Origin of the sequence: Salmonella sp. 32010601201800023SM (genome assembly GCF_017572235.1) — a bacterium.
Taxonomy (GTDB): domain Bacteria; phylum Pseudomonadota; class Gammaproteobacteria; order Enterobacterales; family Enterobacteriaceae; genus Salmonella; species Salmonella enterica.
In genome coordinates, this window is sequence record NZ_JAGEQS010000007.1 from 1 (window position 1) to 22,130 (window position 22,130).

A 22,130-nucleotide genomic window follows, 5' to 3' on the forward strand; every position below is an offset into this window, starting at 1 on the left:
CCTTCATATTACGCGGGTCGTTCATGGCGTCGAAAACGCGGAACACATCCATGCCGTTTTTCACCGCCCGCTCAACGAAGCGCTCCACCACATCATCGGCGTAGTGGCGGTAGCCGAGCAGGTTCTGGCCGCGCAGCAGCATCTGCAGGGGGGTCTTCGGCATGGCCTTTTTAAGCTCGCGCAGGCGCAGCCACGGGTCCTCACCGAGGAAACGGATACAGGCGTCAAAGGTGGCGCCGCCCCAGCACTCCAGCGAGCCGTAGCCGACATCGTCGAGCTGAGCGGCAATCGGCAGCATATCGTCAAGGCGCAGGCGGGTGGCGAAAAGGGACTGGTGGGCATCGCGCAGGACGACATCGGTAATGGCAATAGTCATGGATCCCTCCGGGAATTAAGCGTTAAGTCGGTGATGGTGAATGGCGGCGGCAATCACCGGCTTTAAGCGGGTGAAGTCGTCCACGACGGGAACGGCGCGCGGTGCGGGCGCGGCGACGGGTTCCGGGAAGAAGCGAGTAATCACGGCAGACATGCCGCGAATGGCAAAGATGAGCAGGAACAGAAAGCTCAGTACGAACCCCATCCCTAAAAACATCAGGGTGAAACCTTCACCCAGTAGTACAGCTTCATTCATGAATCATTTTCCATAATGAGAGGCACGACGGTGGCCTTGACGACAACCTTCCTGGTGAATCCGGCTAAGGAGTAGAGTGGATTTCCCTTGGCCACCTCTGGCTTTGGCCTCTACTTTTCTCCAGGTCATTTGCGGCAAAGACACCGCCGTGCGTTTTTTTACACCATCATGCTGAACACGATGCTAGCGATAACCAGCACAATACCGCCGCCCAGACGAGAGGAAATTTGTGCATATGAAATGAGATTCATACGGTTACAGGCGGAGAGCACTTCCAGATCGCCGGAACCGCCGCGGTTGGCCATACAAAGACCCGCAGTAATGGATGATTCAATCGGGTAGAAGCCAATCAACCAGCCCCCGATAGCTGCGCCAACGACAGCGCCGACCACGATGATCGCGGCGATAACGACGTTGGCGAACGTCAGGGCATCGATGATCTCTTGCAGATCGGTGTAGCAAACGCCCACACCGACCATCAGCACCCACAGCAGTTGTTTAGAGAAGAAGTCAGAAAGACGTTTCGCCCCGGCTTTAATCTCCGGAGAGCAAAGACCTGATGCGTTCAGCGCAGCAACAATCAGTACCATCCAGGCGAAGTAGTGAATAGAGACGCCGCCGATGCTTGGCAGAATTTTCTTGGCAACAACATAGGCCAGCAGGAAGCAAGTGGTGGATAACACCATGCCAACCGCCGTTTCACGATGGGTAATCTGACCGGCCTTTTCATCATCTTCGGTTTTGAAGGAAGCCTTACGAACCAACTCACCTTCACCGCTAAGCCAGGTGTATTTTTTGCCTATCATATCGAGGAGGGCGGCGAAAATAATGGCGAAGATATTCGCAATGGTCAGAATAGCAATAGCCGTTGAGTAGTACTCTTCGCGAGAACGTCCGGTAACCGAGTGATAAATTTCAGACAGAGGCACGGCGCCCGCGCCGTTACCACCGCCCATAATCGGCAGAACGTACAGCATCATGATACGGTCGACCGGGATACCGAAGCACAGACCAATGACGATACCGAAAAGGGAAGCGCCGACAATCCCGGCGAGGATGGTTGGGATATAGCCCAGCAGTGATTTTAATAGCAGCTTACGGTTTACCGACAGGATCGCGCCTGTGATCAACACTGCGATAAACAGGTTAAGGAAGTTGCTTTTATCCATTACGTTGCTGATCGCATCAATTTCTTTCTGCGTAAATATGCCAGCATAGACAAAATAAGCTGCAACCAGAAATATCATAACCGGTGCGCCGCCAATATATTTATTGAAGATCGGTAAACGTTTGCCGATTTCACCAAAAATGGCCCCCATAACAAACATAAGAGCAAAACCACCGACTAAGTCAGTCGGTATAGCGTTATAGAAATGAGACAGTAATAAAGTAATTAATGCAAAAGCATAAAGCGGTAGCGGCATACCAAAGATTTTGAATCTGAGTAAATCGCCAGCCCCCTTTTTCTCCGTCGCCGAAGCCTGGGTCATGTTGGTCATAAACATTTTCCTGTGTATTGATGGGTAACAAGACCCGCGCATACTAATAAATTCAATGAACCGTGAGATGTGACTATCTTCACTGAATGGTTGTGTTTTTAATTAATTTAATTATTTTTATTAACTCTGGTTAATTAAGGAAATAAAAACCATAAAGCTTATAAAAGCAAGGGGGAAAGTGTGATGTCTATTCCAGACGAGTAATACAAACGCTGGCGAAATATGCGACGTTATTTGCTGACGGATGCAGAATAGAGTGAATCTAATATTTAAACGCATTTATTTGCAAAAGGATGTATTGCGTCGCGAGTCGGTCGCCATGTTTCTGGAGGGCGTGGGACTCGCCCTGGAAGATGATTGTGAAATCGCGGTATGCGCATATTGGCAGGGTGAGATAGTTGGATGCGGCTCGCTGGCCGGAAACGTACTGAAATGCATCGCCGTTTCCCCGGTTTTACAAGGGGAAGGGCTCAGCCTCAAACTGCTGACCGAGCTGCTTACATTGGCCTACGAGTTAAACCGCAGCGAGCTTTTCCTGTTCACTAAGCCGCAAAATCGGTTGCTGTTTTCTGGCGCGGGGTTTTGGCCCATTGCGCAGGCAGGTGAGCTGGCGGTGTTAATGGAGAACAGCAGTGAACGGTTAGCGCGCTTTTGTCGCCAACTGGCGCTTTATCGTCAACCGGGAAAAACGATCGGCGCCATCGTCATGAACGCCAATCCGTTTACCTTGGGCCACCGTTACCTGGTGGAGCAAGCGGCTGCGGCCTGTGACTGGTTGCATCTGTTTGTAGTCAAAGAAGATGCTTCATTTTTTTCCTATACCGACCGTTGGGCGCTGATCGAACAAGGAATCGCGGGCATTGACAACGTCACGTTGCATTCCGGCTCCGCTTATATGATCTCGCGTGCGACGTTTCCCGGCTATTTCCTCAAAGAAAAAGGGGTTGTGGACGACTGCCATTGCCAGATCGATCTGCAACTCTTCCGTGAACATCTGGCTCCAGCGCTGGGGATTACCCATCGTTTTGTCGGCAGTGAACCGTTTTGTCCTCTGACCTGTGCCTATAACCAGCGAATGCACGACATTTTGCACGATCCGAAGCGTAGCGGCCCGGTTATTGAGGTCGTCGAGCTGGCGCGGGTGGAGAAAAACGGCGCGGCTATTTCCGCCTCTCGCGTCAGAAAACTGTATAGCGAACGTAATTGGTCGGCAATAAGCGCGCTGGTGCCTGCTGGCACCCTGGCATATCTGCAGCGGCATGCCGCCAGACACACTGAAACCATATGACGTAACACCGTTAACAAGGAACATAACTAATGAAAATCATTAAAGATGCCCTGGCAGGCACGCTGGAATCCAGCGATGTGATGATCAGGATTGGTCCATCCAGCGAGCCAGGAATTCGGCTGGAGCTAGAGAGTCTGGTGAAGCAGCAGTTTGGCGCGGCGATTGAGCAGGTGGTGCGCGAAACGCTGGCGAAGCTGGGCGTTGAACGCGCGCTGGTTAGCGTCGATGACAAAGGCGCGCTGGAGTGTATTTTACGCGCCCGAGTGCAGGCGGCGGCGTTACGCGCTGCAGAACAAACGGAAATTCAATGGAGTGCGTTATGAGACCACGTCGCAGTATGTTGTTTATCCCCGGCGCAAATGCGGCCATGTTGAGTACCTCGTTTGTCTACGGTGCGGACGCGGTGATGTTCGACTTAGAAGACGCCGTAGCGTTACGTGAGAAAGATACCGCCCGTCTTTTGGTTCATCACGCGCTTCAACATCCGTTCTATCAGGATGTTGAAAAAGTGGTGCGCATTAATCCACTGAACACGCCGTTCGGTCTGGCCGATCTTGAGGCCGTCGTGCGTGGTGGCGCGGATATCGTGCGTCTGCCGAAAACCGACAGCAAAAACGATGTGCTGGAGCTGGAAGCGCAGGTTGAACGGATCGAACGTGAATGTGGACGTGAAGTCGGCAGTACCAGGCTGATGGCGGCGATCGAATCAGCGAAAGGCGTGGTCAATGCCGTCGACATCGCCACCTCCAGCCCGCGCATGGTGGCAATTGCGCTGGCGGCATTTGATTACGTGATGGATATGGGCACCAGCCGGGGCGATGGCACCGAGCTGTTCTACGCCCGCTGCGCAGTGCTGCATGCGGCGCGCGTTGCGGGTATTGCCGCCTATGATGTCGTTTGGTCGGATATCAATAATGAAGAAGGCTTCCTGAAGGAAGTGCAGTTGGCGAAAGGGCTTGGTTTTAACGGTAAGTCCTTAGTGAACCCACGTCAGATTGAGCTGTTACATCAGGCTTATTCTCCGACACGTAAAGAAGTTGAGCATGCGTATGAGGTGATTGCCGCCGCTGAAGAGGCTGAGTCTCGCGGTCTGGGCGTCGTTTCACTCAACGGCAAAATGATTGACGGCCCGATTATCGACCACGCGCGTAAAGTGGTGGCGCTGTCGGCTTCCGGTATTCGTGATTAAGGAAGGAACCATGAAAGAGACTGTAACCATGCTCAACCAGCAATATGTCGTACCGGAAGGATTACAGCCCTACCAGGGGGTAACAGCGAACAGCCCGTGGCTTGCCAGTGAAACGGAAAAGCGTCGGCGTAAAATTTGTGACTCGCTTGAAGAGGCTATCCGTCGTTCCGGGCTTAAAAATGGCATGACGATATCCTTCCACCATGCGTTTCGTGGTGGCGACAAAGTCGTCAATATGGTGATGGCGAAACTGGCGGAAATGGGATTCCGCGATCTGACGCTTGCCTCCAGCTCATTAATTGATGCCCACTGGCCGCTTATCGAACACATTAAAAATGGCGTGGTGCGGCAGATTTACACCTCCGGGCTGCGCGGCAAGTTAGGGGAAGAGATCTCCGCTGGCCTGATGGAAAACCCGGTACAGATCCACTCTCACGGCGGCCGCGTAAAACTGATTCAGAGCGGTGAGCTGAATATTGATGTCGCTTTCCTCGGCGTGCCGTGCTGCGATGAATTTGGTAATGCGAACGGTTTTAGCGGTAAGTCACGCTGCGGCTCTTTGGGGTATGCGCAGGTTGATGCGCAGTACGCTAAATGTGTGGTGCTCCTGACTGAAGAGTGGGTCGAGTTCCCCAATTATCCGGCCAGTATCGCGCAGGATCAGGTTGATTTGATCGTGCAGGTGGATGAGGTAGGGGATCCGGAAAAGATCACCGCGGGCGCGATTCGTCTGTCCAGCAACCCGCGTGAACTGTTGATCGCCCGGCAGGCGGCCAATGTGATCGAACACTCAGGTTATTTTTGTGACGGTTTCTCGCTGCAAACCGGCACCGGTGGCGCTTCTCTGGCGGTCACCCGTTTCCTGGAAGACAAAATGCGTCGCCACAACATTACGGCGAGTTTTGGCCTGGGCGGGATCACCGGCACCATGGTGGATCTGCATGAGAAAGGGTTGATCAAAGCGCTGCTGGATACGCAATCATTCGATGGCGATGCAGCCCGTTCACTGGCGCAGAATCCACATCATATTGAAATCTCAACCAATCAATACGCGAACCCCGCCTCTAAAGGCGCGGCATGCGAACGCCTGAATGTGGTGATGCTGAGCGCGCTGGAAATTGACGTGAATTTCAACGTTAACGTGATGACCGGTTCAAACGGCGTACTGCGTGGCGCATCGGGCGGCCATAGCGATACGGCAGCAGGGGCCGATCTCACCATTATTACCGCACCGCTGGTCCGTGGCCGAATCCCATGCGTGGTGGAAAAAGTGCTGACTACCGTCACGCCTGGGGCAAGTGTTGATGTGCTGGTTACCGACCATGGTATTGCGGTGAACCCTGCGCGTCAGGATCTGCTTGATAACCTGCGTGCTGCGGGCGTGGCGCTGACGACCATCGAACAACTGCAACAGCGCGCCGAGCAACTGACGGGCAAACCGCAGCCGATTGAGTTTACCGATCGGGTGGTGGCTGTGGTGCGTTATCGCGACGGTTCAGTGATTGACGTGATTCGCCAGGTTAAAGGCTGATGAAGGGCACAGACCTGCTGAACCAGGGCCAGGCAGTTACGCTGGAGGAGATGCTACAAGCGCGCGATAAACGTGCCGCCAGGCAGCGTCAGGCGTTGAACTGCTATCGGCTACCGTTGATTTCCCTCACGCTGGTTGCACCGGGCGCCGTTAAAAACTCAGCGGTCTGGCGGCGTGTCGCCGATTACGCAATTGCCGAAATACTGGCGCTTTGCGAACAGATGGAGTGGGTCAACGTCTGGGAAATGCAGGTAAATGAACGCAGCGGCCCGGAATGGATGGCAGCGGTCTGTGCGCCGGCAATGGCGTTGAAACAGCACATGTCGACACTAGAGATGAGCCATCCGTTAGGGCGGCTTTGGGACATCGACATTATTGATAGCGACGGTAAGTCGCTATCACGCCGTGAACTCGGGCATCCTGCCCGGCCATGTTTGATATGCCAGCAGGATGCTCATCTCTGTGCCCGGGGCAAGCATCACACCCTTGACCTTTTGTTGGATGAAATTGCACGAAGGATTGAATGCTATGAACGTGAGCGTTGTGACTGAACGGCGTACGCCAGCGTACTCATCGCTGGCGGCTGGCGAACTTAGTGGGTTGGTTGCAAGAGCGCTGCTGACGGAAGCCAGGCTGACACCAAAACCCGGTCTGGTCGATATTCGTAATTCGGGAGCGCATAGGGATATGGATCTGGCGGCATTTGAACGTAGCACTACCGCCATTGCTCCATGGATGGAAAAGTTTTTTATCATGGGCAACAACACGGCGGCGCTGGCGGCAGAAAATGTCCTGGTGATGCTGCGTCCGCTGGGGATGGCCTGTGAGAACGATATGCTACAGGCGACCAATGGTGTGAATACCCATCGCGGGGCGATTTTCGCTTTTGGCCTGCTGAGCGCAGCGATTGGCCGACTTCTCGCGCGGGGAGAACCGTTGGAGCAAAATCGTATCTGCGACCAGGTTGCCCGCCTGAGTCGGAATATTGTTGCCCACGAGCTCTCAGCAAAAAAAGCGGGAAAACTGACAAAGAGTGAAACCCATTTCCAGTGTTATGGCCTGTCGGGCGCGCGGGGAGAAGCGGAAAGCGGTTTTCGAACCGTCAGAACGCAGGCTTTGCCGGTGTTTAACCGGGTCGTGCAGGAGCATGACGATACCCATCTTGCCCTACTGCAAACATTGTTGCATCTGATGGCGTGGAATGATGATACCAATCTGGTGTCGCGGGGAGGCCTGGAAGGGCTTTACTACGTGCAGCAGCAGGCACAAAAATTGTTGTGGCAAGGGGGCGTATTGGTTGAGGGGGGCATTGAAGCGATGCAGTCCCTCGATGATGAACTCATCCTGCGTAACTTAAGCCCTGGCGGTAGCGCGGATTTACTGGCAGTGACCTGGTTTTTAAGTCATTTTCCTGCCGGTTCCCTCTATCCTGAGTAAGTTTCTCTTCTTTCATTATCTCCAGCAATGATTCATCCTGCGGGATGAATCATGTCTTTTACTGATATCGCTCCCTGTTTATCATTAATTTCTAATTATCGGCGATTTTAGATGGCGGCCTCCGGGCGCGCTGGTTACTCTGAAAACGGTTTACGCAATTTTTACAAAAGAGAATAGCTATGCATGAAGCACAAATCCGCGTCGCCATTGCCGGCGCCGGTGGCCGCATGGGACGGCAGTTAATCCAGGCCGCCATGGCGATGGAAGGTGTTCAGCTGGGTGCCGCGCTGGAGCGCGAAGGCTCTTCCTTGCTGGGCAGCGATGCTGGCGAACTGGCAGGGGCGGGAAAGTCCGGCGTGATCGTTCAAAGCAGCCTTGAGGCGGTAAAAGATGATTTTGACGTTTTCATCGATTTTACCCGTCCGGAAGGCACGTTGACGCATCTGGCGTTTTGCCGCCAGCATGGTAAAGGGATGGTGATTGGTACTACCGGCTTTGACGACGCCGGTAAACAAGCCATTCGCGAGGCGTCACAAGAGATTGCGATCGTTTTCGCCGCAAACTTTAGCGTCGGTGTTAACGTCATGCTCAAGCTGCTGGAGAAAGCCGCGAAGGTAATGGGCGACTATAGCGATATTGAAATTATTGAAGCGCACCACCGCCATAAAGTGGATGCACCGTCGGGTACGGCGCTGGCAATGGGCGAGGCAATCGCCGGGGCGCTGGATAAAGATCTGAAGGACTGCGCGGTCTACTCGCGTGAAGGTTATACCGGCGAGCGCGTACCGGGCACGATTGGCTTTGCGACCGTTCGGGCGGGCGACATCGTCGGCGAACATACCGCGATGTTTGCCGATATTGGCGAGCGCGTAGAGATTACGCATAAAGCTTCCAGCCGCATGACGTTTGCAAATGGCGCGTTGCGATCGGCGTTATGGCTAAAAACGAAGAAAAATGGGCTATTTGACATGCGGGATGTGCTGGGGCTGGATGTATTATAGCGACTAAATACCTTCGTGATGTGGTTGTGGTAATCAAGATTAATTGATTACAAAGGGCAATATATTATTGCCCTTTTGTTTTTTTGCCCCCCGGTTATTCGGTCAGATAAATAACGCCTTTCACCATTCATGTTTCGACAGTTTCTTCGCCCACGACATGTTCTGCCGTTGTTTTCGCGTTAAGAATAGTCCGTTTAAAGACATCCGGGCCAACGGCATCCATTTGCGTGACGTAATTGCCATTACGATAAATGCGGTTAATTGGCCCTTCAGACGCATCGGTACGGGTCATTACGTTCAACGGGAAAAAATTACTGCCTGAACTGACGTTAGTCATATTCAGCCGCAGTGACTTACCGTATGCAAAAGGCACCTCGACCAGACTGATAAGACTGATATCCATCGGAGGGGGAGTGCTGTTCCTTGGGGGCGTTTTATCTCTTTTACTTCAATGGGTTAGCTTTTTTATGCTGTAGTGAGGCTGGTTGTGTTCCAATCTTATGCGCTAGTCTTAAAGAAAAAGAAGTTTGATCTTTATATCGCGATTGTAATTCTTATTACATTGTCTTAATTTGCTGTTTTTTGTCGATTTTTTGATGTGTTTGATTTGTTTTTTATTTTCATAACAACTTGATTTTTAAATTATTTTTGTCGTTAATTTGATTTATTTTGAATTTTTATGCATTTAATGGCATTAATGATTATTAAATGAATTTTTATCGTTGTTTTTTGTTGTTTTGATGTGAAATTTGACCATTTGGTCCACTTTTTATCATGACAGCCAGCTTTTTGCGAACTCAAGGAAGCGCAAGCGTTTTCTATCGTCACTTAGTTGATCTTTTTGCCTCTTAAACAGAATAACTTCCTTATAATGTGCAAAATAACATAAAAAATACCCGCTTTAAGTTGACTTTTATCCGGCTTAACTTCAGAATGCCGCCGTTTGCCAGAAATCCACGGGTAAGCAAATTTGCATTGCTTCATACTGACTGAATGAATTAATATGCAAATAAAGTGAGTGAATATTCTCTGGAGGGTGTTTTGATTAAGTCAGCGCTATTGGTTCTGGAAGACGGAACCCAGTTTCACGGTCGGGCCATAGGGGCAACAGGTTCGGCGGTTGGGGAAGTCGTTTTCAATACTTCAATGACCGGTTATCAAGAAATCCTCACTGATCCTTCCTATTCCCGCCAAATCGTCACTCTTACTTATCCCCATATTGGTAATGTCGGCACCAATGAAGCCGATGAAGAATCTTCTCAGGTTCATGCGCAAGGTTTAGTGATTCGCGATCTGCCGTTGATTGCCAGCAACTTTCGTAACACAGAAGACCTCTCTTCTTACCTCAAACGCCATAACATCGTGGCGATTGCTGATATCGATACCCGCAAGCTGACCCGACTGCTGCGTGAGAAAGGCGCACAGAACGGCTGCATCATTGCAGGCGATAGCCCGGATGCGAAGCTGGCGCTGGAAAAAGCGAAAGCATTTCCTGGACTTAACGGTATGGATCTGGCGAAAGAAGTGACCACGGCGGAAACTTACCGCTGGACGCAGGGTAGCTGGACGCTGAAAGACGGTTTACCGGAAGCGAAATCTGAGGATGACCTGCCGTTCCATGTGGTGGCCTATGATTTCGGCGCGAAGCGCAACATCCTGCGTATGCTGGTGGATCGCGGCTGCCGCCTGACGGTGGTGCCAGCGCAAACCTCTGCTGAAGAGGTGCTGAAAATGAATCCGGACGGCATCTTCCTGTCGAACGGCCCTGGCGACCCGGCCCCGTGCGACTACGCCATCGAGGCGATTAAGAAATTCCTCCAGACCGACATTCCTGTGTTCGGCATCTGCCTCGGCCATCAGCTGCTGGCGCTGGCGAGCGGTGCGAAGACCGTTAAGATGAAGTTCGGCCATCACGGCGGCAACCATCCGGTAAAAGATATGGACCGAAACGTGGTGATGATCACCGCGCAGAACCACGGCTTTGCGGTGGATGAAGACTCGCTGCCCGCCAACCTGCGCGTGACCCACAAGTCGCTGTTCGACGGCACCCTGCAAGGGATTCACCGTACCGATAAACCGGCGTTCAGCTTCCAGGGTCACCCGGAGGCGAGCCCAGGCCCGCACGATGCGGCGCCGCTGTTCGACCACTTTATCGAGCTTATTGAGCAATACCGTCAGTCCGCGAAATAATCAGGAGTAATAAGAGCCATGCCAAAACGTACAGATATAAAAAGCATCCTGATTCTGGGCGCGGGCCCGATTGTTATCGGTCAGGCGTGTGAGTTTGACTACTCCGGCGCTCAGGCGTGTAAAGCGCTGCGCGAAGAGGGTTACCGCGTTATTCTGGTGAACTCCAACCCGGCCACCATCATGACCGACCCGGAAATGGCCGATGCCACCTACATCGAGCCGATTCACTGGGAAGTGGTGCGCAAAATCATCGAAAAAGAGCGTCCGGATGCGGTGCTGCCGACCATGGGCGGCCAGACCGCGCTGAACTGTGCGCTGGAGCTGGAGCGTCAGGGCGTGCTCGAAGAGTTCGGTGTGACCATGATTGGCGCCACCGCCGACGCCATTGATAAAGCCGAAGACCGTCGTCGCTTCGATATCGCGATGAAGAAAATTGGTCTCGACACCGCGCGTTCCGGTATCGCGCACACTATGGAAGAAGCGCTGGCGGTTGCCGCTGACGTGGGCTTCCCGTGCATCATCCGGCCTAGCTTTACCATGGGCGGCACCGGCGGCGGTATCGCTTACAACCGTGAAGAGTTCGAAGAAATCTGCGAACGCGGTCTGGACCTCTCGCCAACCAACGAGCTGCTGATTGATGAATCGCTGATCGGCTGGAAAGAGTACGAGATGGAAGTGGTGCGTGATAAAAACGACAACTGCATCATCGTCTGCTCTATCGAAAACTTCGATGCGATGGGTATCCATACCGGCGACTCCATCACCGTGGCGCCCGCGCAGACTCTGACCGATAAAGAATACCAAATCATGCGTAACGCCTCGATGGCGGTGCTGCGTGAAATCGGCGTCGAAACCGGCGGTTCTAACGTCCAGTTCGCAGTGAACCCGAAAAACGGTCGTCTGATCGTTATCGAAATGAACCCGCGCGTCTCCCGCTCCTCGGCGCTGGCGTCGAAAGCCACCGGTTTCCCGATTGCCAAAGTGGCGGCCAAACTGGCGGTGGGTTACACCCTTGACGAACTGATGAACGACATCACCGGCGGGCGTACTCCGGCCTCCTTCGAGCCGTCCATCGACTATGTGGTTACTAAAATTCCGCGCTTTAACTTTGAGAAATTCGCCGGTGCCAACGACCGTCTGACCACCCAGATGAAATCGGTCGGAGAAGTGATGGCGATTGGTCGCACCCAGCAGGAATCCCTGCAAAAAGCGCTGCGCGGCCTGGAAGTCGGCGCCACCGGTTTTGACCCGAAAGTGAGCCTCGACGACCCGGAAGCGCTGACCAAAATCCGCCGCGAGCTGAAAGACGCGGGCGCAGATCGTATCTGGTACATCGCCGATGCTTTCCGTGCGGGCTTGTCTGTGGATGGCGTCTTTAACCTGACCAACATCGACCGCTGGTTCCTGGTGCAAATTGAAGAGCTGGTGCGTCTGGAAGAGAAAGTGGCTGAAGTCGGGATTACTGGCCTCAACGCCGACTTCCTGCTTCAGCTCAAGCGTAAAGGGTTTGCCGATGCGCGTCTGGCAAAACTGGCTGGCGTACGCGAGGCGGAAATCCGTAAGCTGCGTGATCAGTATGACCTGCACCCGGTTTACAAACGCGTGGATACCTGCGCGGCGGAATTCGCCACCGATACCGCCTACATGTACTCCACTTATGAAGATGAGTGCGAAGCGAACCCGTCCGTTGACCGCGATAAAATCATGGTCCTCGGCGGCGGCCCGAACCGTATCGGCCAGGGTATCGAATTTGACTACTGCTGCGTACACGCCTCGCTGGCGCTGCGCGAAGACGGTTACGAGACCATCATGGTCAACTGTAACCCGGAAACCGTCTCCACCGACTACGACACTTCCGACCGTCTGTACTTCGAGCCGGTGACGCTGGAAGACGTGCTGGAAATCGTGCGCATCGAGAAGCCGAAAGGCGTTATCGTGCAGTACGGCGGCCAGACTCCACTGAAGCTGGCGCGCGCGCTGGAAGCGGCAGGCGTGCCGGTTATCGGCACCAGCCCGGACGCCATCGACCGTGCGGAAGACCGTGAACGCTTCCAGCATGCGGTTGACCGTTTGAAGCTGAAGCAACCGGCCAACGCCACCGTCACCGCCATTGAACAAGCGGTTGAGAAGGCGAAAGAGATCGGCTACCCGCTGGTGGTGCGTCCTTCTTACGTGCTGGGCGGCCGGGCGATGGAAATTGTCTATGACGAAGCCGATCTGCGTCGCTACTTCCAGACAGCGGTCAGCGTCTCTAACGATGCGCCGGTGCTGCTGGACCGCTTCCTTGATGACGCGGTTGAAGTGGACGTGGACGCTATCTGCGACGGCGAAATGGTGCTGATTGGCGGTATCATGGAGCACATCGAGCAGGCGGGCGTACACTCCGGCGACTCCGCCTGTTCCCTGCCGGCCTACACGCTGAGCCAGGAAATTCAGGATGTGATGCGCCAGCAGGTGCAGAAGCTGGCCTTCGAGTTGCAGGTGCGCGGCCTGATGAACGTGCAGTTTGCGGTCAAGGACAACGAAGTCTACCTGATTGAAGTCAACCCGCGTGCGGCGCGTACCGTACCGTTCGTCTCCAAAGCCACCGGCGTGCCGCTGGCGAAAGTGGCGGCGCGCGTGATGGCCGGCAAATCGCTGACCGAGCAGGGCGTGACCAAAGAAATTATCCCGCCGTACTACTCGGTGAAAGAAGTGGTGTTGCCGTTTAACAAATTCCCGGGCGTTGACCCGCTGTTAGGGCCAGAAATGCGCTCCACCGGGGAAGTGATGGGCGTGGGCCGTACCTTCGCGGAAGCGTTCGCTAAGGCGCAGCTGGGCAGTAACTCCACCATGAAGAAACAGGGCCGTGCGCTGCTCTCCGTTCGCGAAGGCGACAAAGAGCGCGTGGTGGATCTCGCCGCTAAGCTGCTGAAACAGGGCTTTGAGCTGGATGCCACCCACGGTACGGCGATTGTGCTGGGCGAAGCTGGTATCAACCCGCGTCTGGTGAACAAGGTGCACGAAGGTCGTCCGCACATTCAGGACCGTATTAAGAATGGCGAATATACCTACATCATCAACACCACCGCAGGCCGCCGCGCGATTGAAGACTCCAGGGTGATTCGCCGCAGCGCGCTGCAGTATAAAGTGCATTATGACACCACGCTGAACGGCGGTTTTGCCACGACGATGGCGCTCAATGCTGATGCCACCGAGAAGGTAACTTCGGTGCAGGAAATGCACGCGCAGATCAAAAAGTCGTAAACCAAGGGTCCGGCGGATATTGCTCTAACCGGACCTGTAATATAGTGTTGAAAGGGTTTCTGTAAAGAAACCCTTTTTTTATCTTGCGTAAGGTCATTCCTGGAGAAGTCCGTTTCCGTAACCACATTTTCAATGTAATAAGCACGATATTGCTCACACTAATCAATATTTAAGTCGCATACTATCTTGCATATCCACAATTTTAATATGGCTTAGTTTTTATTAGTTTGGACAGGCCGTAGCCAGATTTTTAATTTGTGAAATGGTGTGCTTATGTGTGAAAAATATGTTGAAAGACCGCTTTATTTGTTAATTGCTGACTGGATGATGGCAGAGAACCGATGGATCACTGCCAGGGAGATTTCCCGTCAATTTGATATTGAACATTGCAAAGCAATTAATACGCTCTCCTATATTCTGTCAGAAGTGGGGGAAATTGTTTGTGAAGTGAAGATGATCCCTAACCAAATTGCAGGACGAGGCTGCCAGTGCCAGCGTTTGGTGAAAGTCGTGAGTATCGACTCTCAACTCTATCGCCGATTGAATCATAATTTGCAGGAAAGAAAAGTGAGCGTGGCGAAAGCGCCGCGACTGTCTGCCGTTCCCCCCACAGAGCTAAACCGTGAGCAGAAATGGCAGATGATGCTGTCAAAAAGTATGCGTCGCTAATTGTCTGTTTAACCTGATGGCGGGGTAAACGGTAATTGACGCGTAGGCCGGATAAGCGTGAGCGCATCCGGCATCAATTACTGTGCTGATTTTGGCTTCACGTCCGTCGTGCCTTTCAGGCGCGGCCGGTTTTCTTCGACCTGCGTTAACGGCTTCGTTTCAGATAACCCCGTTCGACAACGGATCGCAAGATCCTGATATTCTTTGGTATTGAGGCGTTTCCAGTGCAGCTCCTGGTCCGTAACCTGGCGTAGTACGCGCGCCGGTGATCCCACCAGCAGTTGCCTTGCCTCACCCTGAAATCCGGCTTTGACAAAACTCATGGCGGCGACAATGCTCTCTTCGCCAATCACTGCGCCGTCCATAATGACGCTATTCATGCCGACCAGGGCATCCCGTCCCACCACGCAGCCATGTAGAATAGCGCCGTGGCCGATATGGCCGTTTTCATGCACGATGGTATCGGTATCGCAGTAGCCATGCATAATGCAGCCATCCTGCAGATTAGAGCCTGCCTCCAGGATCAGGCGACCATAATCCCCACGCAATGACGCGAGTGGGCCAATATAAACACCGGCGCCCACGATGACATCGCCAATCAGCACGGCGCTGGGGTGGACAAACGCGTCCGGATGCACCACCGGGATCAGTCCTTCAAAGGCGTAATAGCTCATAGTTGTACCTCGGTTTTTTGCCGGATGGCGGCGTAAACACCTTATCCGGTCTACGGTTGCGCATGTGCTGTAGGCCGGATAAGCGAAGCGCCATCCGGCATAGTCACATTAACGACCTTTCCACACCGGATCGCGTTTTTCGGCAAATGCCTGCGGTCCTTCGAGCGCATCTTCTGAATGCAGCACCGACGGATAATGCTTCAGTACGCCGCTGCGGATGTAGCGGTAGCCTTCTTCTACCGGCATTTCGCTGGTCGCGCGATAAATCTCTTTCAGCGCCGCGATAGCCAGCGGGGCGCTATTGACCAGTTGTTGCGCCAGTTCGCGCGCACTCTCCATCAGTTCGCTCTGGCTGACAACGCGGTTCACGACTCCCCAACGCAGCGCTTCTTCGGCGCTCATTCGTCTGCCGGTCATTACCATTTCGTTGACGATAGCCGGTGGCAGCAGCTTAGGCAGACGCAATACGCCGCCGCTGTCAGGCACGATGCCGAGCTTGGCTTCCGGCAGCGCGAAGCTGGCGTTTTCGGCGCAGACAATAAAGTCCGCCGCCAGCGCCAGCTCAAAACCGCCGCCAAACGCGTAGCCGTTCACCGCGGCGATAACCGGCTTATCGAGGTCAAATATTTCGGTTAAACCGGCAAAGCCGCCGGGACCAAAATCGGCATCCGGCGCTTCACCTTCCGCTGCCGCTTTTAAGTCCCAGCCAGCAGAAAAGAATTTCTCCCCGCCGCCGGTAATGATTGCTACGCGTAATTCCGGATCGTCACGGAAATTAAGAAAAGCTTCACCCATTGCAAAGCTGGTTTTGGCGTCAATGGCATTCGCTTTAGGTCGGTCGAGGGTAATTTCCAGGATCGGGCCGTTACGGGTCAGATGTAATGACTCACTCATAGTTCATCTCCAGATAAATAGTTTTCCGGCGGGAGGGATTCCTGCCGGAAGGTTTATTTCAGATTTTTTTTGATTATTTTTCCTGAACAGTTGCGCGGCAGGTCGGTTCTGATCTCCATAAAAGAGGGAACCTTGAACTTCGCCATATTGTTTTCGCAGAAGCTGAAAAACTCGGCTTCGCTTAATGTTTCACCTTCATTAAGGACAATAAACGCTTTAATGGCTTCATCACGGATCGCGTCTTTAATACCAACCACCACAATGTCCTGAATTTTCGGATGCGCAGAAATAATATTTTCCAGCTCGACGCAGGAGACATTTTCTCCGCCGCGTTTAATCATGTTGCAGCGCCTGTCGACGAAATAAAAATAGCCATCCTCATCCTGATAGCCCGAATCACCGGTATGTAACCAGCCCTCAGGTTCCAGCGCTTTGGCGGTAGCCTCCGGCTGCATGTAATACTCTTTGAAGATAGTCTTGCCGGGGATGCCTTTAATACAGATTTCGCCAATTTCTCCGGCGGGCAGCGGGCGATTTTGATCGTCGCGAATTTCAGCTTCATAGCTAAAACCCACGCGACCAATGGAAGGCCAGCGCCGTTTGTCTCCGGGACGGTCGCCAATAATTCCGACAATGGTTTCAGTCATACCATAAGAGGTCAGCAGCCTGACGCCAAAGCGTTCGGTAAAGGCGTCTTTTTCCTGCGCGGATAGATTGAGATAGAACATCACTTCGCGCAGATGATGCTGCCTGTCCGTTGGCGCGGCGGGCTGGACCATCAGCGTGCGGATCATCATAGGAATGCACTCGGTCACCGTCGCCTGATATTTACGTACCTGATCCCAGAATGCCCTGGCGCTGTACTTCTCCAGGAGCACAAAGGTGCTGCCGGCGGAAAAGGCTGGCATTGCGGCGGTACACTGGCAGTCGATATGAAAAGCGGGCATCACCGTCATGTACACGTCATCATCGCGCAGGGCGATTTGCCAGGCAGAGTAGTAGCCTGCAAAACGCAGGTTATAGTGGGTAATCACCACCCCTTTTGGACGCGAGGTGGTACCGGAGGTAAACAGAATTTCCGCCGTATCGTCAGTGGATAACACGGGCGTATAGCACAGCGTGGCCGACTGGCGTGCTTGTAGTTGGGTAAAGTGGCTCACGCCGTCGTCAGCCGGAAGCTGCTCGCCAATCAGACAGATATGATTAAGCAGAGTGCTATTTTCCTGGCGTATTTCACGGTACATAGGATAAAACTGGGCGCTGGTAACCAGCAGACTCACCTGGCTGTTTTGCAGGATCCAGGCGCTTTCTTCGCCCAGTAAGCGGGCATTAATCGGCACCATAATGGCGCCGATTTTTGCCAGTCCAAACCAGCAAAAGATGAATTCCGGACAGTTATCCAGATGCAGCGCGACCCTATCACCCTTGCGGATCCCTAAGGAGTAAAAAAGGTTCGCCGTGCGGTTAATCTCTTCATTGAGCGAAGCATAGCTAAACTGCCGAACGATTCCCTCACAGGATTCGAAAATTAACGCCGTTTTATCTCCGTACACCCCGGCCAGGTCGTCCCACATCTGACGTAAGTTTTGTCCGCCAACGATATCCATATTGCTTTATCCACTGAAATCAGGCGTGAGCGCTAACCGGAAAACCGATTAGCGCATCGCGTTTAATCCTCAACTTTGGCCAGGCCTTTGCCGACCAGTTCCTTAATATCTGCTTCGCTATAACCAATGTTTTTCAGAATGGCGGCGGTATCCATGCCGTGTGACGGCATGCCACGCCAGATTTTCCCCGGGTTGTTTTTAAATTTCGGCATGATGTTCGGCCCTTTACAGGTGCGACCGTCCATTGTTTGCCACTGAGTAATCGATTCGCGGGCAACGTACTGCGGATTACCTTCCAGTTCCGGAATGGTGAGCACCTTCGCACAGGCGATATTCAGCTCAGCAAAGCGCGCCTGAACGTCGGCGATAGTGTGTGTTGCCAGCCAGGCGTCCAGTTTCTCTTCGACGAGCGGGCCGTAAGGGCATTCCACGCGATGGATGAGCTGCGTGCCTTCCGGAACTTCCGGCGTACCGAGAATGTGGGCCAGGCCAATATCTTTAAAACACTCGTTGATTTGCGTGATGCCGACCAACTCCATGACGATGTAACCATCGGCGCATTTATACAGGCCGCAACCGGCGTAGTAGGGGTCTTTCCCTTTCGTCATACGTGGACAGATTTCGCCGCCGTTGAAGTAGTCCATCATGAAGTACTGACCCATGCGCAGCATCACTTCGTACATGGCGATATCGATGCTTTCACCTTTACCCGTTTCGCGTACTTTGTGCAGGGCCGCCAGCGCGGCTGTCGTCGCGGTCATCCCGGAGAAGTAATCGGCGGTATACGGGAAGGCTGGCATTGGTTGGTCAACGTCGCCGTTTTGGATCAGATAACCACTGAATGCCTGCGCGATGGTGTTATACGCCGGAAGATTGGTGTACTCCTCGGTACCATACTGGCCGAAGCCGGAAAGGTGGGCAATGACCAGTTTCGGGTTATGTTCCCACAGCACTTCATCAGTAATACCACGGCGGGCAAAGGCCGGGCCTTTACTGGCTTCAATGAAAATATCGGTGGTTTCCATGAGTTTCAGAAACGCTTCCCGACCTTCATCTTTGAAAATATTCAGCGACAGGGCGTGCAGGTTGCGGCGTGAGAGCTGCGGGTAGTTAGGCTGTACGCGGATGGTATCGGCCCATGCGACGTTTTCAATCCAGATAACCTCGGCGCCCCATTCGGCGAACATCTGTCCGGCGAATGGACCGGCGATTTCGATTCCTGAAAAAACAACGCGTACCCCAGCAAGCGGGCCAAAGGTTGGCATTGGTAAATGATTCATCATTTTTCTCCTGGCATTTTTTGCGGTATGTAGGCCGGATAAGCACAGCGCCATCCGGCATGATTGCCTGATGGCGACGCCCCGCGTCTTATCAGGCCTACAAGGGATCGATTAGCGGTATTGCTTGAGTACCGCACGACCCAACGTCAGGATCTGCATTTCGTCAGAACCACCAGAAACACGGTCAACGCGCAGGTCACGCCAGAAACGCGTGATGCGGTGGTTGCCCGCGATACCAACACCTCCCAGTACCTGCATGGCGGTGTCTACCACTTCAAACGCGGCGTTGGCGCAGAAGTATTTGCACATTGCCGCGTCGCCGGAGGTAATCGTGCCGTTATCTGCTTTCCACGCGGCTTCCAGCAGCATATTTTTCATGGAGTTCAGTTTGATCGCCATATGCGCAAACTTCTCCTGAATCAGCTGGAAACGACCAATAGCTTCACCAAACTGCACGCGCTGATTAGCGTAACGCGCAGCGTCTTCAAAAGCGCACATTGCGGTACCGTAGTTGGTCAGCGCGACGAGGAAGCGTTCATGGTCAAACTCTTCTTTCACGCGGTTGAAGCCGTTACCTTCCCGACCGAACATGTCTTTCTCGTCCAGTTCAACGTCGTCAAAGGTGATTTCACAGCAGCTATCCATGCGCAGACCGAGTTTCTCCAGTTTGTTGACCTTGATACCCGCTTTGCTCATGTCCACAAACCACTCGGTGTAAACCGGTTTATCCGGCGATGCACCGTCTCTCGCCATGACCACGATGTACGGGGTATAGGCGCTACTGGTGATAAAGCACTTACTGCCATTGAGATAAACCTTACCATTTTTGCGCGTATAAGTGGTTTTCAGACTACCAACATCCGATCCCGCTCCTGGTTCGGTGATAGCAGAGTTCCACATCTGCTTACCGGTGCCCCGGAAGGCCATGATTTTATCAATTTGCTCCTGAGTCCCTTCACGCAGGAAAGTGTTAAAACCTCCCGGCAATTGGTACAACACGTAAGTTGGCGCGCCAAGACGTCCCAGCTCCATCCAGACGGCGGCGACGGTAACAAAACCCGCTTCCAGACCGCCGTGTTCTTCCGGGATCAGCAGGCTATCAATACCCATATCCGCCAGCGCTTTTACAAAACGCTCAGGGTAGACGCTGTCACGATCGCACTCGGCAAAATAAGCTTCCCAGTTCTCACTGGCCATCAGTTCGCGAATACCGGCGACAAACAGCTCCTGTTCGTCATTTAAGTTGAAATCCATCTTTCAGCCTCTTGATCAATTGGGTTAATAAGAATTACTTGTCTTTCCAGTGCACTTTGGCGTCTTTAATAAAGGACAGCGTCACCATAATGTTGACGAAGAACAGCGGACATCCTCCGGCGATAATCGCGGTCTGAATCGGCTTCAACCCACCCAGCGCCAGCAGAACGATACCGATGATGCCGACCAGCACCGACCAGCCGATACGCACTAACAGAGGCGGCTCTTCACCATCGCGAACTTCGCGACAGGTCGACATCGCCAGGGTGTAAGAGCAGGCGTTAATCAGCGTGACGGTGGCAATAAAGCAGAGGATGAAGAAGCCCCACATGGTGGCGGTGCTGAGCGGCAAGGCGGCCCAGGTTTCGATAATGGCGCGCGCCACGCCGTGTTGCTCAATCAGTTGCGGAATGTTGAGGATGTTTTTATCCATCAGCAGCAGCGTGTTACTGCCAAGGACAGTCCACAGGATCCAGGTTGACGCGGTCAGACCCATCACCATCCCGAAGCACAGCTCACGTACGGTACGACCACGGGAAATACGGGCCAGGAAGATACTCATCTGGATGGCGTAAATAACCCACCACGCCCAGTAGAAAACGGTCCAGCCCTGCGGGAAGCCGCCTTTACCGATGGCGTCGGTATAGAACAGCATCCGTGGCAGGTGCATTAACAGCATCCCGACGGAGTCGGTGAAGTAGTTCATGATGAAGCTGGCGCCGCTGACGATAAACACCCAGCCGAGCATCAGGAAGCTCAGGTAACTACGCACATCGCTGGCGATTCTGACCCCTTTTTGCAGGCCGCAGGCCACGCAAATCGCGTTCAGAATGATCCAGCAGGTAATGATGATGGCATCCAATTGCAGCGTATGCGGAATACCGAACAGCCATTGCATACACTCGGTGACCAGCGGGGTAGCCAGACCGAGGCTGGTGCCCATCGCGAAGATCAGCGCCACCAGGTAGAAGTTATCGACGATGGTACCGAACAACCCTTTCGCATGCTTTTCACCGACGAGCGGTACCAGCGTGGAGCTGGGGCGGATGACATCCATCTTGCGTACAAAGAAGAAGTAGGCGAAGGCCACGGAAAGGAAGCTATAGGTTGCCCACGGCAGCGGCCCCCAGTGGAACAGGCTGTACGCCAGGCCTATCTCTTTCGCGCCGGTGGAGTTTGGTTCCAGGCCGAACGGCGGGGTGGAGATATAGTAGTAGATCTCAATAGAGCCCCAGAACAGAACCGCAGCGGATGTACAGGAGGCGAACATCATGAAAATCCAGCTGGCGGTGCTAAACTCCGGTTTTTCGTCACCTAATCTCTTTTTGGCATAGGGGCCAAAAACCAGCCAGAACCAGCCGAAGAGCATGACGACCATATACCATTCAAATGCCCAACCCCAGACGTTGGTGACATAACTGAATACCGCATTAATAACGACGTTAGCGGCATCAAGATCTCTGACTGTTAGCCAGCAAAGTATCCCGACAATTATTAATGGCGGAAAAAAAACCTTCGGTTCAATTCCCGATTTTTTCTTTTCATTTTTCATAAGTGAATTCCAGTGTGAAAACGAAATTTATTTAGCGTGCCAGTCCATGAACGTTTGTTTATTTATTATTAATGATTTGTTGATAAGTTTTTAACCTCTGGGACGCCTCAATGAGTAACTCATAATGGGTATTCATTTCGGGTGATTCTGTTATCTTCGTCACACTTTTTTGCGTTGATTATTTTGTG

General features: G+C 53.1%; 19 protein-coding genes and 1 pseudogene. 10 read left to right on the forward strand and 10 right to left on the reverse strand.

Going from position 1 to position 22,130, the window contains the following annotated elements:
* From J4617_RS18780 to citS, 3 genes and pseudogenes are all read right to left on the reverse strand, one after another.
* A pseudogene (locus tag J4617_RS18780) lies at window positions 1-376 on the reverse strand (oxaloacetate decarboxylase); the annotation flags it as partial.
* A 15-nt stretch (window positions 377-391) separates the two neighbouring features.
* Window positions 392-631 carry an oxaloacetate decarboxylase subunit gamma gene (locus tag J4617_RS18785; protein WP_001001155.1) on the reverse strand — a complete coding sequence of 80 codons (240 nt, stop codon included), beginning with the start codon at window positions 629-631 and terminating at the stop codon, window positions 392-394.
* 158 nt (window positions 632-789) lie between these two features.
* Window positions 790-2,130: a citrate/sodium symporter CitS gene (gene citS, locus J4617_RS18790; protein ID WP_000183596.1), complete on the reverse strand. Its 1,341-nt coding sequence runs from the start codon at window positions 2,128-2,130 to the stop codon at window positions 790-792.
* A gap of 244 nt (window positions 2,131-2,374) precedes the next feature.
* Between citS and citC the strand changes: the two genes are divergently transcribed.
* From citC to dapB, 7 genes are all read left to right on the forward strand, one after another.
* Window positions 2,375-3,418 (forward strand): [citrate (pro-3S)-lyase] ligase, encoded by a 1,044-nt coding sequence (citC, locus tag J4617_RS18795; RefSeq protein ID WP_072095630.1) that lies wholly within the window; start codon window positions 2,375-2,377, stop codon window positions 3,416-3,418.
* Between the two features lie 29 nt (window positions 3,419-3,447).
* Window positions 3,448-3,741 (forward strand): citrate lyase acyl carrier protein, encoded by a 294-nt coding sequence (citD, locus tag J4617_RS18800; RefSeq protein WP_000691461.1) that lies wholly within the window; start codon window positions 3,448-3,450, stop codon window positions 3,739-3,741.
* Window positions 3,738-4,607, forward strand: a complete 870-nt coding sequence (gene citE / locus J4617_RS18805; RefSeq protein ID WP_001247811.1) for a citrate (pro-3S)-lyase subunit beta — start codon at window positions 3,738-3,740, stop codon at window positions 4,605-4,607. Before citD ends, citE begins: the two co-directional genes overlap by 4 nt.
* A gap of 10 nt (window positions 4,608-4,617) precedes the next feature.
* A complete protein-coding gene (gene citF, locus J4617_RS18810) occupies window positions 4,618-6,138 on the forward strand; it encodes a citrate lyase subunit alpha (protein ID WP_000665574.1) in 1,521 nt (506 codons plus the stop codon).
* Complete coding sequence (gene citX / locus J4617_RS18815) at window positions 6,138-6,689, forward strand: citrate lyase holo-[acyl-carrier protein] synthase (protein WP_017466090.1); 552 nt, start codon at window positions 6,138-6,140, stop codon at window positions 6,687-6,689. The genes citF and citX overlap by 1 nt, the downstream gene beginning before the upstream one ends.
* Window positions 6,667-7,575 (forward strand): triphosphoribosyl-dephospho-CoA synthase CitG, encoded by a 909-nt coding sequence (gene citG, locus J4617_RS18820; protein ID WP_017466089.1) that lies wholly within the window; start codon window positions 6,667-6,669, stop codon window positions 7,573-7,575. Before citX ends, citG begins: the two co-directional genes overlap by 23 nt.
* Window positions 7,576-7,754: 179 nt before the next feature.
* Window positions 7,755-8,576, forward strand: coding sequence for a 4-hydroxy-tetrahydrodipicolinate reductase (gene dapB, locus J4617_RS18825; protein WP_000544030.1), 822 nt, complete (start codon window positions 7,755-7,757; stop codon window positions 8,574-8,576).
* Window positions 8,577-8,703: 127 nt separating this feature from the next.
* Here the strand turns inward: dapB and J4617_RS23110 are convergent, their stop codons facing one another.
* Window positions 8,704-8,979 (reverse strand): hypothetical protein, encoded by a 276-nt coding sequence (locus tag J4617_RS23110; RefSeq protein ID WP_001748914.1) that lies wholly within the window; start codon window positions 8,977-8,979, stop codon window positions 8,704-8,706.
* 638 nt (window positions 8,980-9,617) lie between these two features.
* Between J4617_RS23110 and carA the strand changes: the two genes are divergently transcribed.
* From carA to caiF, 3 genes are all read left to right on the forward strand, one after another.
* Window positions 9,618-10,766: a glutamine-hydrolyzing carbamoyl-phosphate synthase small subunit gene (gene carA, locus J4617_RS18835; protein WP_000597276.1), complete on the forward strand. Its 1,149-nt coding sequence runs from the start codon at window positions 9,618-9,620 to the stop codon at window positions 10,764-10,766.
* Between the two features lie 18 nt (window positions 10,767-10,784).
* Window positions 10,785-14,012 (forward strand): carbamoyl-phosphate synthase large subunit, encoded by a 3,228-nt coding sequence (gene carB / locus J4617_RS18840; RefSeq protein ID WP_001126302.1) that lies wholly within the window; start codon window positions 10,785-10,787, stop codon window positions 14,010-14,012.
* A 273-nt stretch (window positions 14,013-14,285) separates the two neighbouring features.
* Window positions 14,286-14,681, forward strand: a complete 396-nt coding sequence (gene caiF, locus J4617_RS18845) for a carnitine metabolism transcriptional regulator CaiF (protein ID WP_000333324.1) — start codon at window positions 14,286-14,288, stop codon at window positions 14,679-14,681.
* A 77-nt stretch (window positions 14,682-14,758) separates the two neighbouring features.
* Here caiF and caiE read toward each other — a convergent pair whose 3' ends face one another.
* The 6 genes from caiE to caiT form a co-directional block, all read right to left on the reverse strand.
* Entirely contained in the window at window positions 14,759-15,355 is a 597-nt protein-coding gene (gene caiE / locus J4617_RS18850) for a carnitine operon protein CaiE (protein ID WP_000122863.1), read from the reverse strand.
* 108 nt (window positions 15,356-15,463) lie between these two features.
* On the reverse strand, window positions 15,464-16,249 hold the full coding sequence (gene caiD, locus J4617_RS18855; protein WP_000004385.1) for a crotonobetainyl-CoA hydratase: 786 nt from the start codon (window positions 16,247-16,249) through the stop codon (window positions 15,464-15,466).
* Between the two features lie 53 nt (window positions 16,250-16,302).
* Window positions 16,303-17,856, reverse strand: a complete 1,554-nt coding sequence (gene caiC / locus J4617_RS18860) for a crotonobetaine/carnitine-CoA ligase (protein ID WP_017466088.1) — start codon at window positions 17,854-17,856, stop codon at window positions 16,303-16,305.
* 62 nt (window positions 17,857-17,918) lie between these two features.
* On the reverse strand, window positions 17,919-19,136 hold the full coding sequence (gene caiB, locus J4617_RS18865; RefSeq protein ID WP_001016212.1) for an L-carnitine CoA-transferase: 1,218 nt from the start codon (window positions 19,134-19,136) through the stop codon (window positions 17,919-17,921).
* Window positions 19,137-19,247: 111 nt separating this feature from the next.
* Window positions 19,248-20,390, reverse strand: a complete 1,143-nt coding sequence (caiA, locus tag J4617_RS18870) for a crotonobetainyl-CoA dehydrogenase (protein WP_000347134.1) — start codon at window positions 20,388-20,390, stop codon at window positions 19,248-19,250.
* 34 nt (window positions 20,391-20,424) lie between these two features.
* The gene (gene caiT / locus J4617_RS18875) at window positions 20,425-21,942 is read right to left on the reverse strand and encodes an L-carnitine/gamma-butyrobetaine antiporter (protein ID WP_000787073.1); all 1,518 of its coding nucleotides are present in this window, start codon (window positions 21,940-21,942) and stop codon (window positions 20,425-20,427) included.
* Window positions 21,943-22,130 lie beyond the last annotated feature (188 nt).

Excerpts from the sequence above, each read along its gene's own strand:
- J4617_RS18785 (WP_001001155.1), bottom strand. The coding sequence starts at position 631 with ATGAATGAAGCTGTACTACTGGGTGAAGGTTTCACCCTGATGTTTTTA.
- citS (WP_000183596.1), bottom strand. The coding sequence starts at position 2,130 with ATGACCAACATGACCCAGGCTTCGGCGACGGAGAAAAAGGGGGCTGGC.
- citC (WP_072095630.1), top strand. The coding sequence starts at position 2,375 with ATGCAGAATAGAGTGAATCTAATATTTAAACGCATTTATTTGCAAAAG.
- citD (WP_000691461.1), top strand. The coding sequence starts at position 3,448 with ATGAAAATCATTAAAGATGCCCTGGCAGGCACGCTGGAATCCAGCGAT.
- citE (WP_001247811.1), top strand. The coding sequence starts at position 3,738 with ATGAGACCACGTCGCAGTATGTTGTTTATCCCCGGCGCAAATGCGGCC.
- citF (WP_000665574.1), top strand. The coding sequence starts at position 4,618 with ATGAAAGAGACTGTAACCATGCTCAACCAGCAATATGTCGTACCGGAA.
- citX (WP_017466090.1), top strand. The coding sequence starts at position 6,138 with ATGAAGGGCACAGACCTGCTGAACCAGGGCCAGGCAGTTACGCTGGAG.
- citG (WP_017466089.1), top strand. The coding sequence starts at position 6,667 with ATGAACGTGAGCGTTGTGACTGAACGGCGTACGCCAGCGTACTCATCG.
- dapB (WP_000544030.1), top strand. The coding sequence starts at position 7,755 with ATGCATGAAGCACAAATCCGCGTCGCCATTGCCGGCGCCGGTGGCCGC.
- J4617_RS23110 (WP_001748914.1), bottom strand. The coding sequence starts at position 8,979 with ATGGATATCAGTCTTATCAGTCTGGTCGAGGTGCCTTTTGCATACGGT.
- carB (WP_001126302.1), top strand. The coding sequence starts at position 10,785 with ATGCCAAAACGTACAGATATAAAAAGCATCCTGATTCTGGGCGCGGGC.
- caiF (WP_000333324.1), top strand. The coding sequence starts at position 14,286 with ATGTGTGAAAAATATGTTGAAAGACCGCTTTATTTGTTAATTGCTGAC.
- caiE (WP_000122863.1), bottom strand. The coding sequence starts at position 15,355 with ATGAGCTATTACGCCTTTGAAGGACTGATCCCGGTGGTGCATCCGGAC.
- caiD (WP_000004385.1), bottom strand. The coding sequence starts at position 16,249 with ATGAGTGAGTCATTACATCTGACCCGTAACGGCCCGATCCTGGAAATT.
- caiC (WP_017466088.1), bottom strand. The coding sequence starts at position 17,856 with ATGGATATCGTTGGCGGACAAAACTTACGTCAGATGTGGGACGACCTG.
- caiB (WP_001016212.1), bottom strand. The coding sequence starts at position 19,136 with ATGAATCATTTACCAATGCCAACCTTTGGCCCGCTTGCTGGGGTACGC.
- caiA (WP_000347134.1), bottom strand. The coding sequence starts at position 20,390 with ATGGATTTCAACTTAAATGACGAACAGGAGCTGTTTGTCGCCGGTATT.
- caiT (WP_000787073.1), bottom strand. The coding sequence starts at position 21,942 with ATGAAAAATGAAAAGAAAAAATCGGGAATTGAACCGAAGGTTTTTTTT.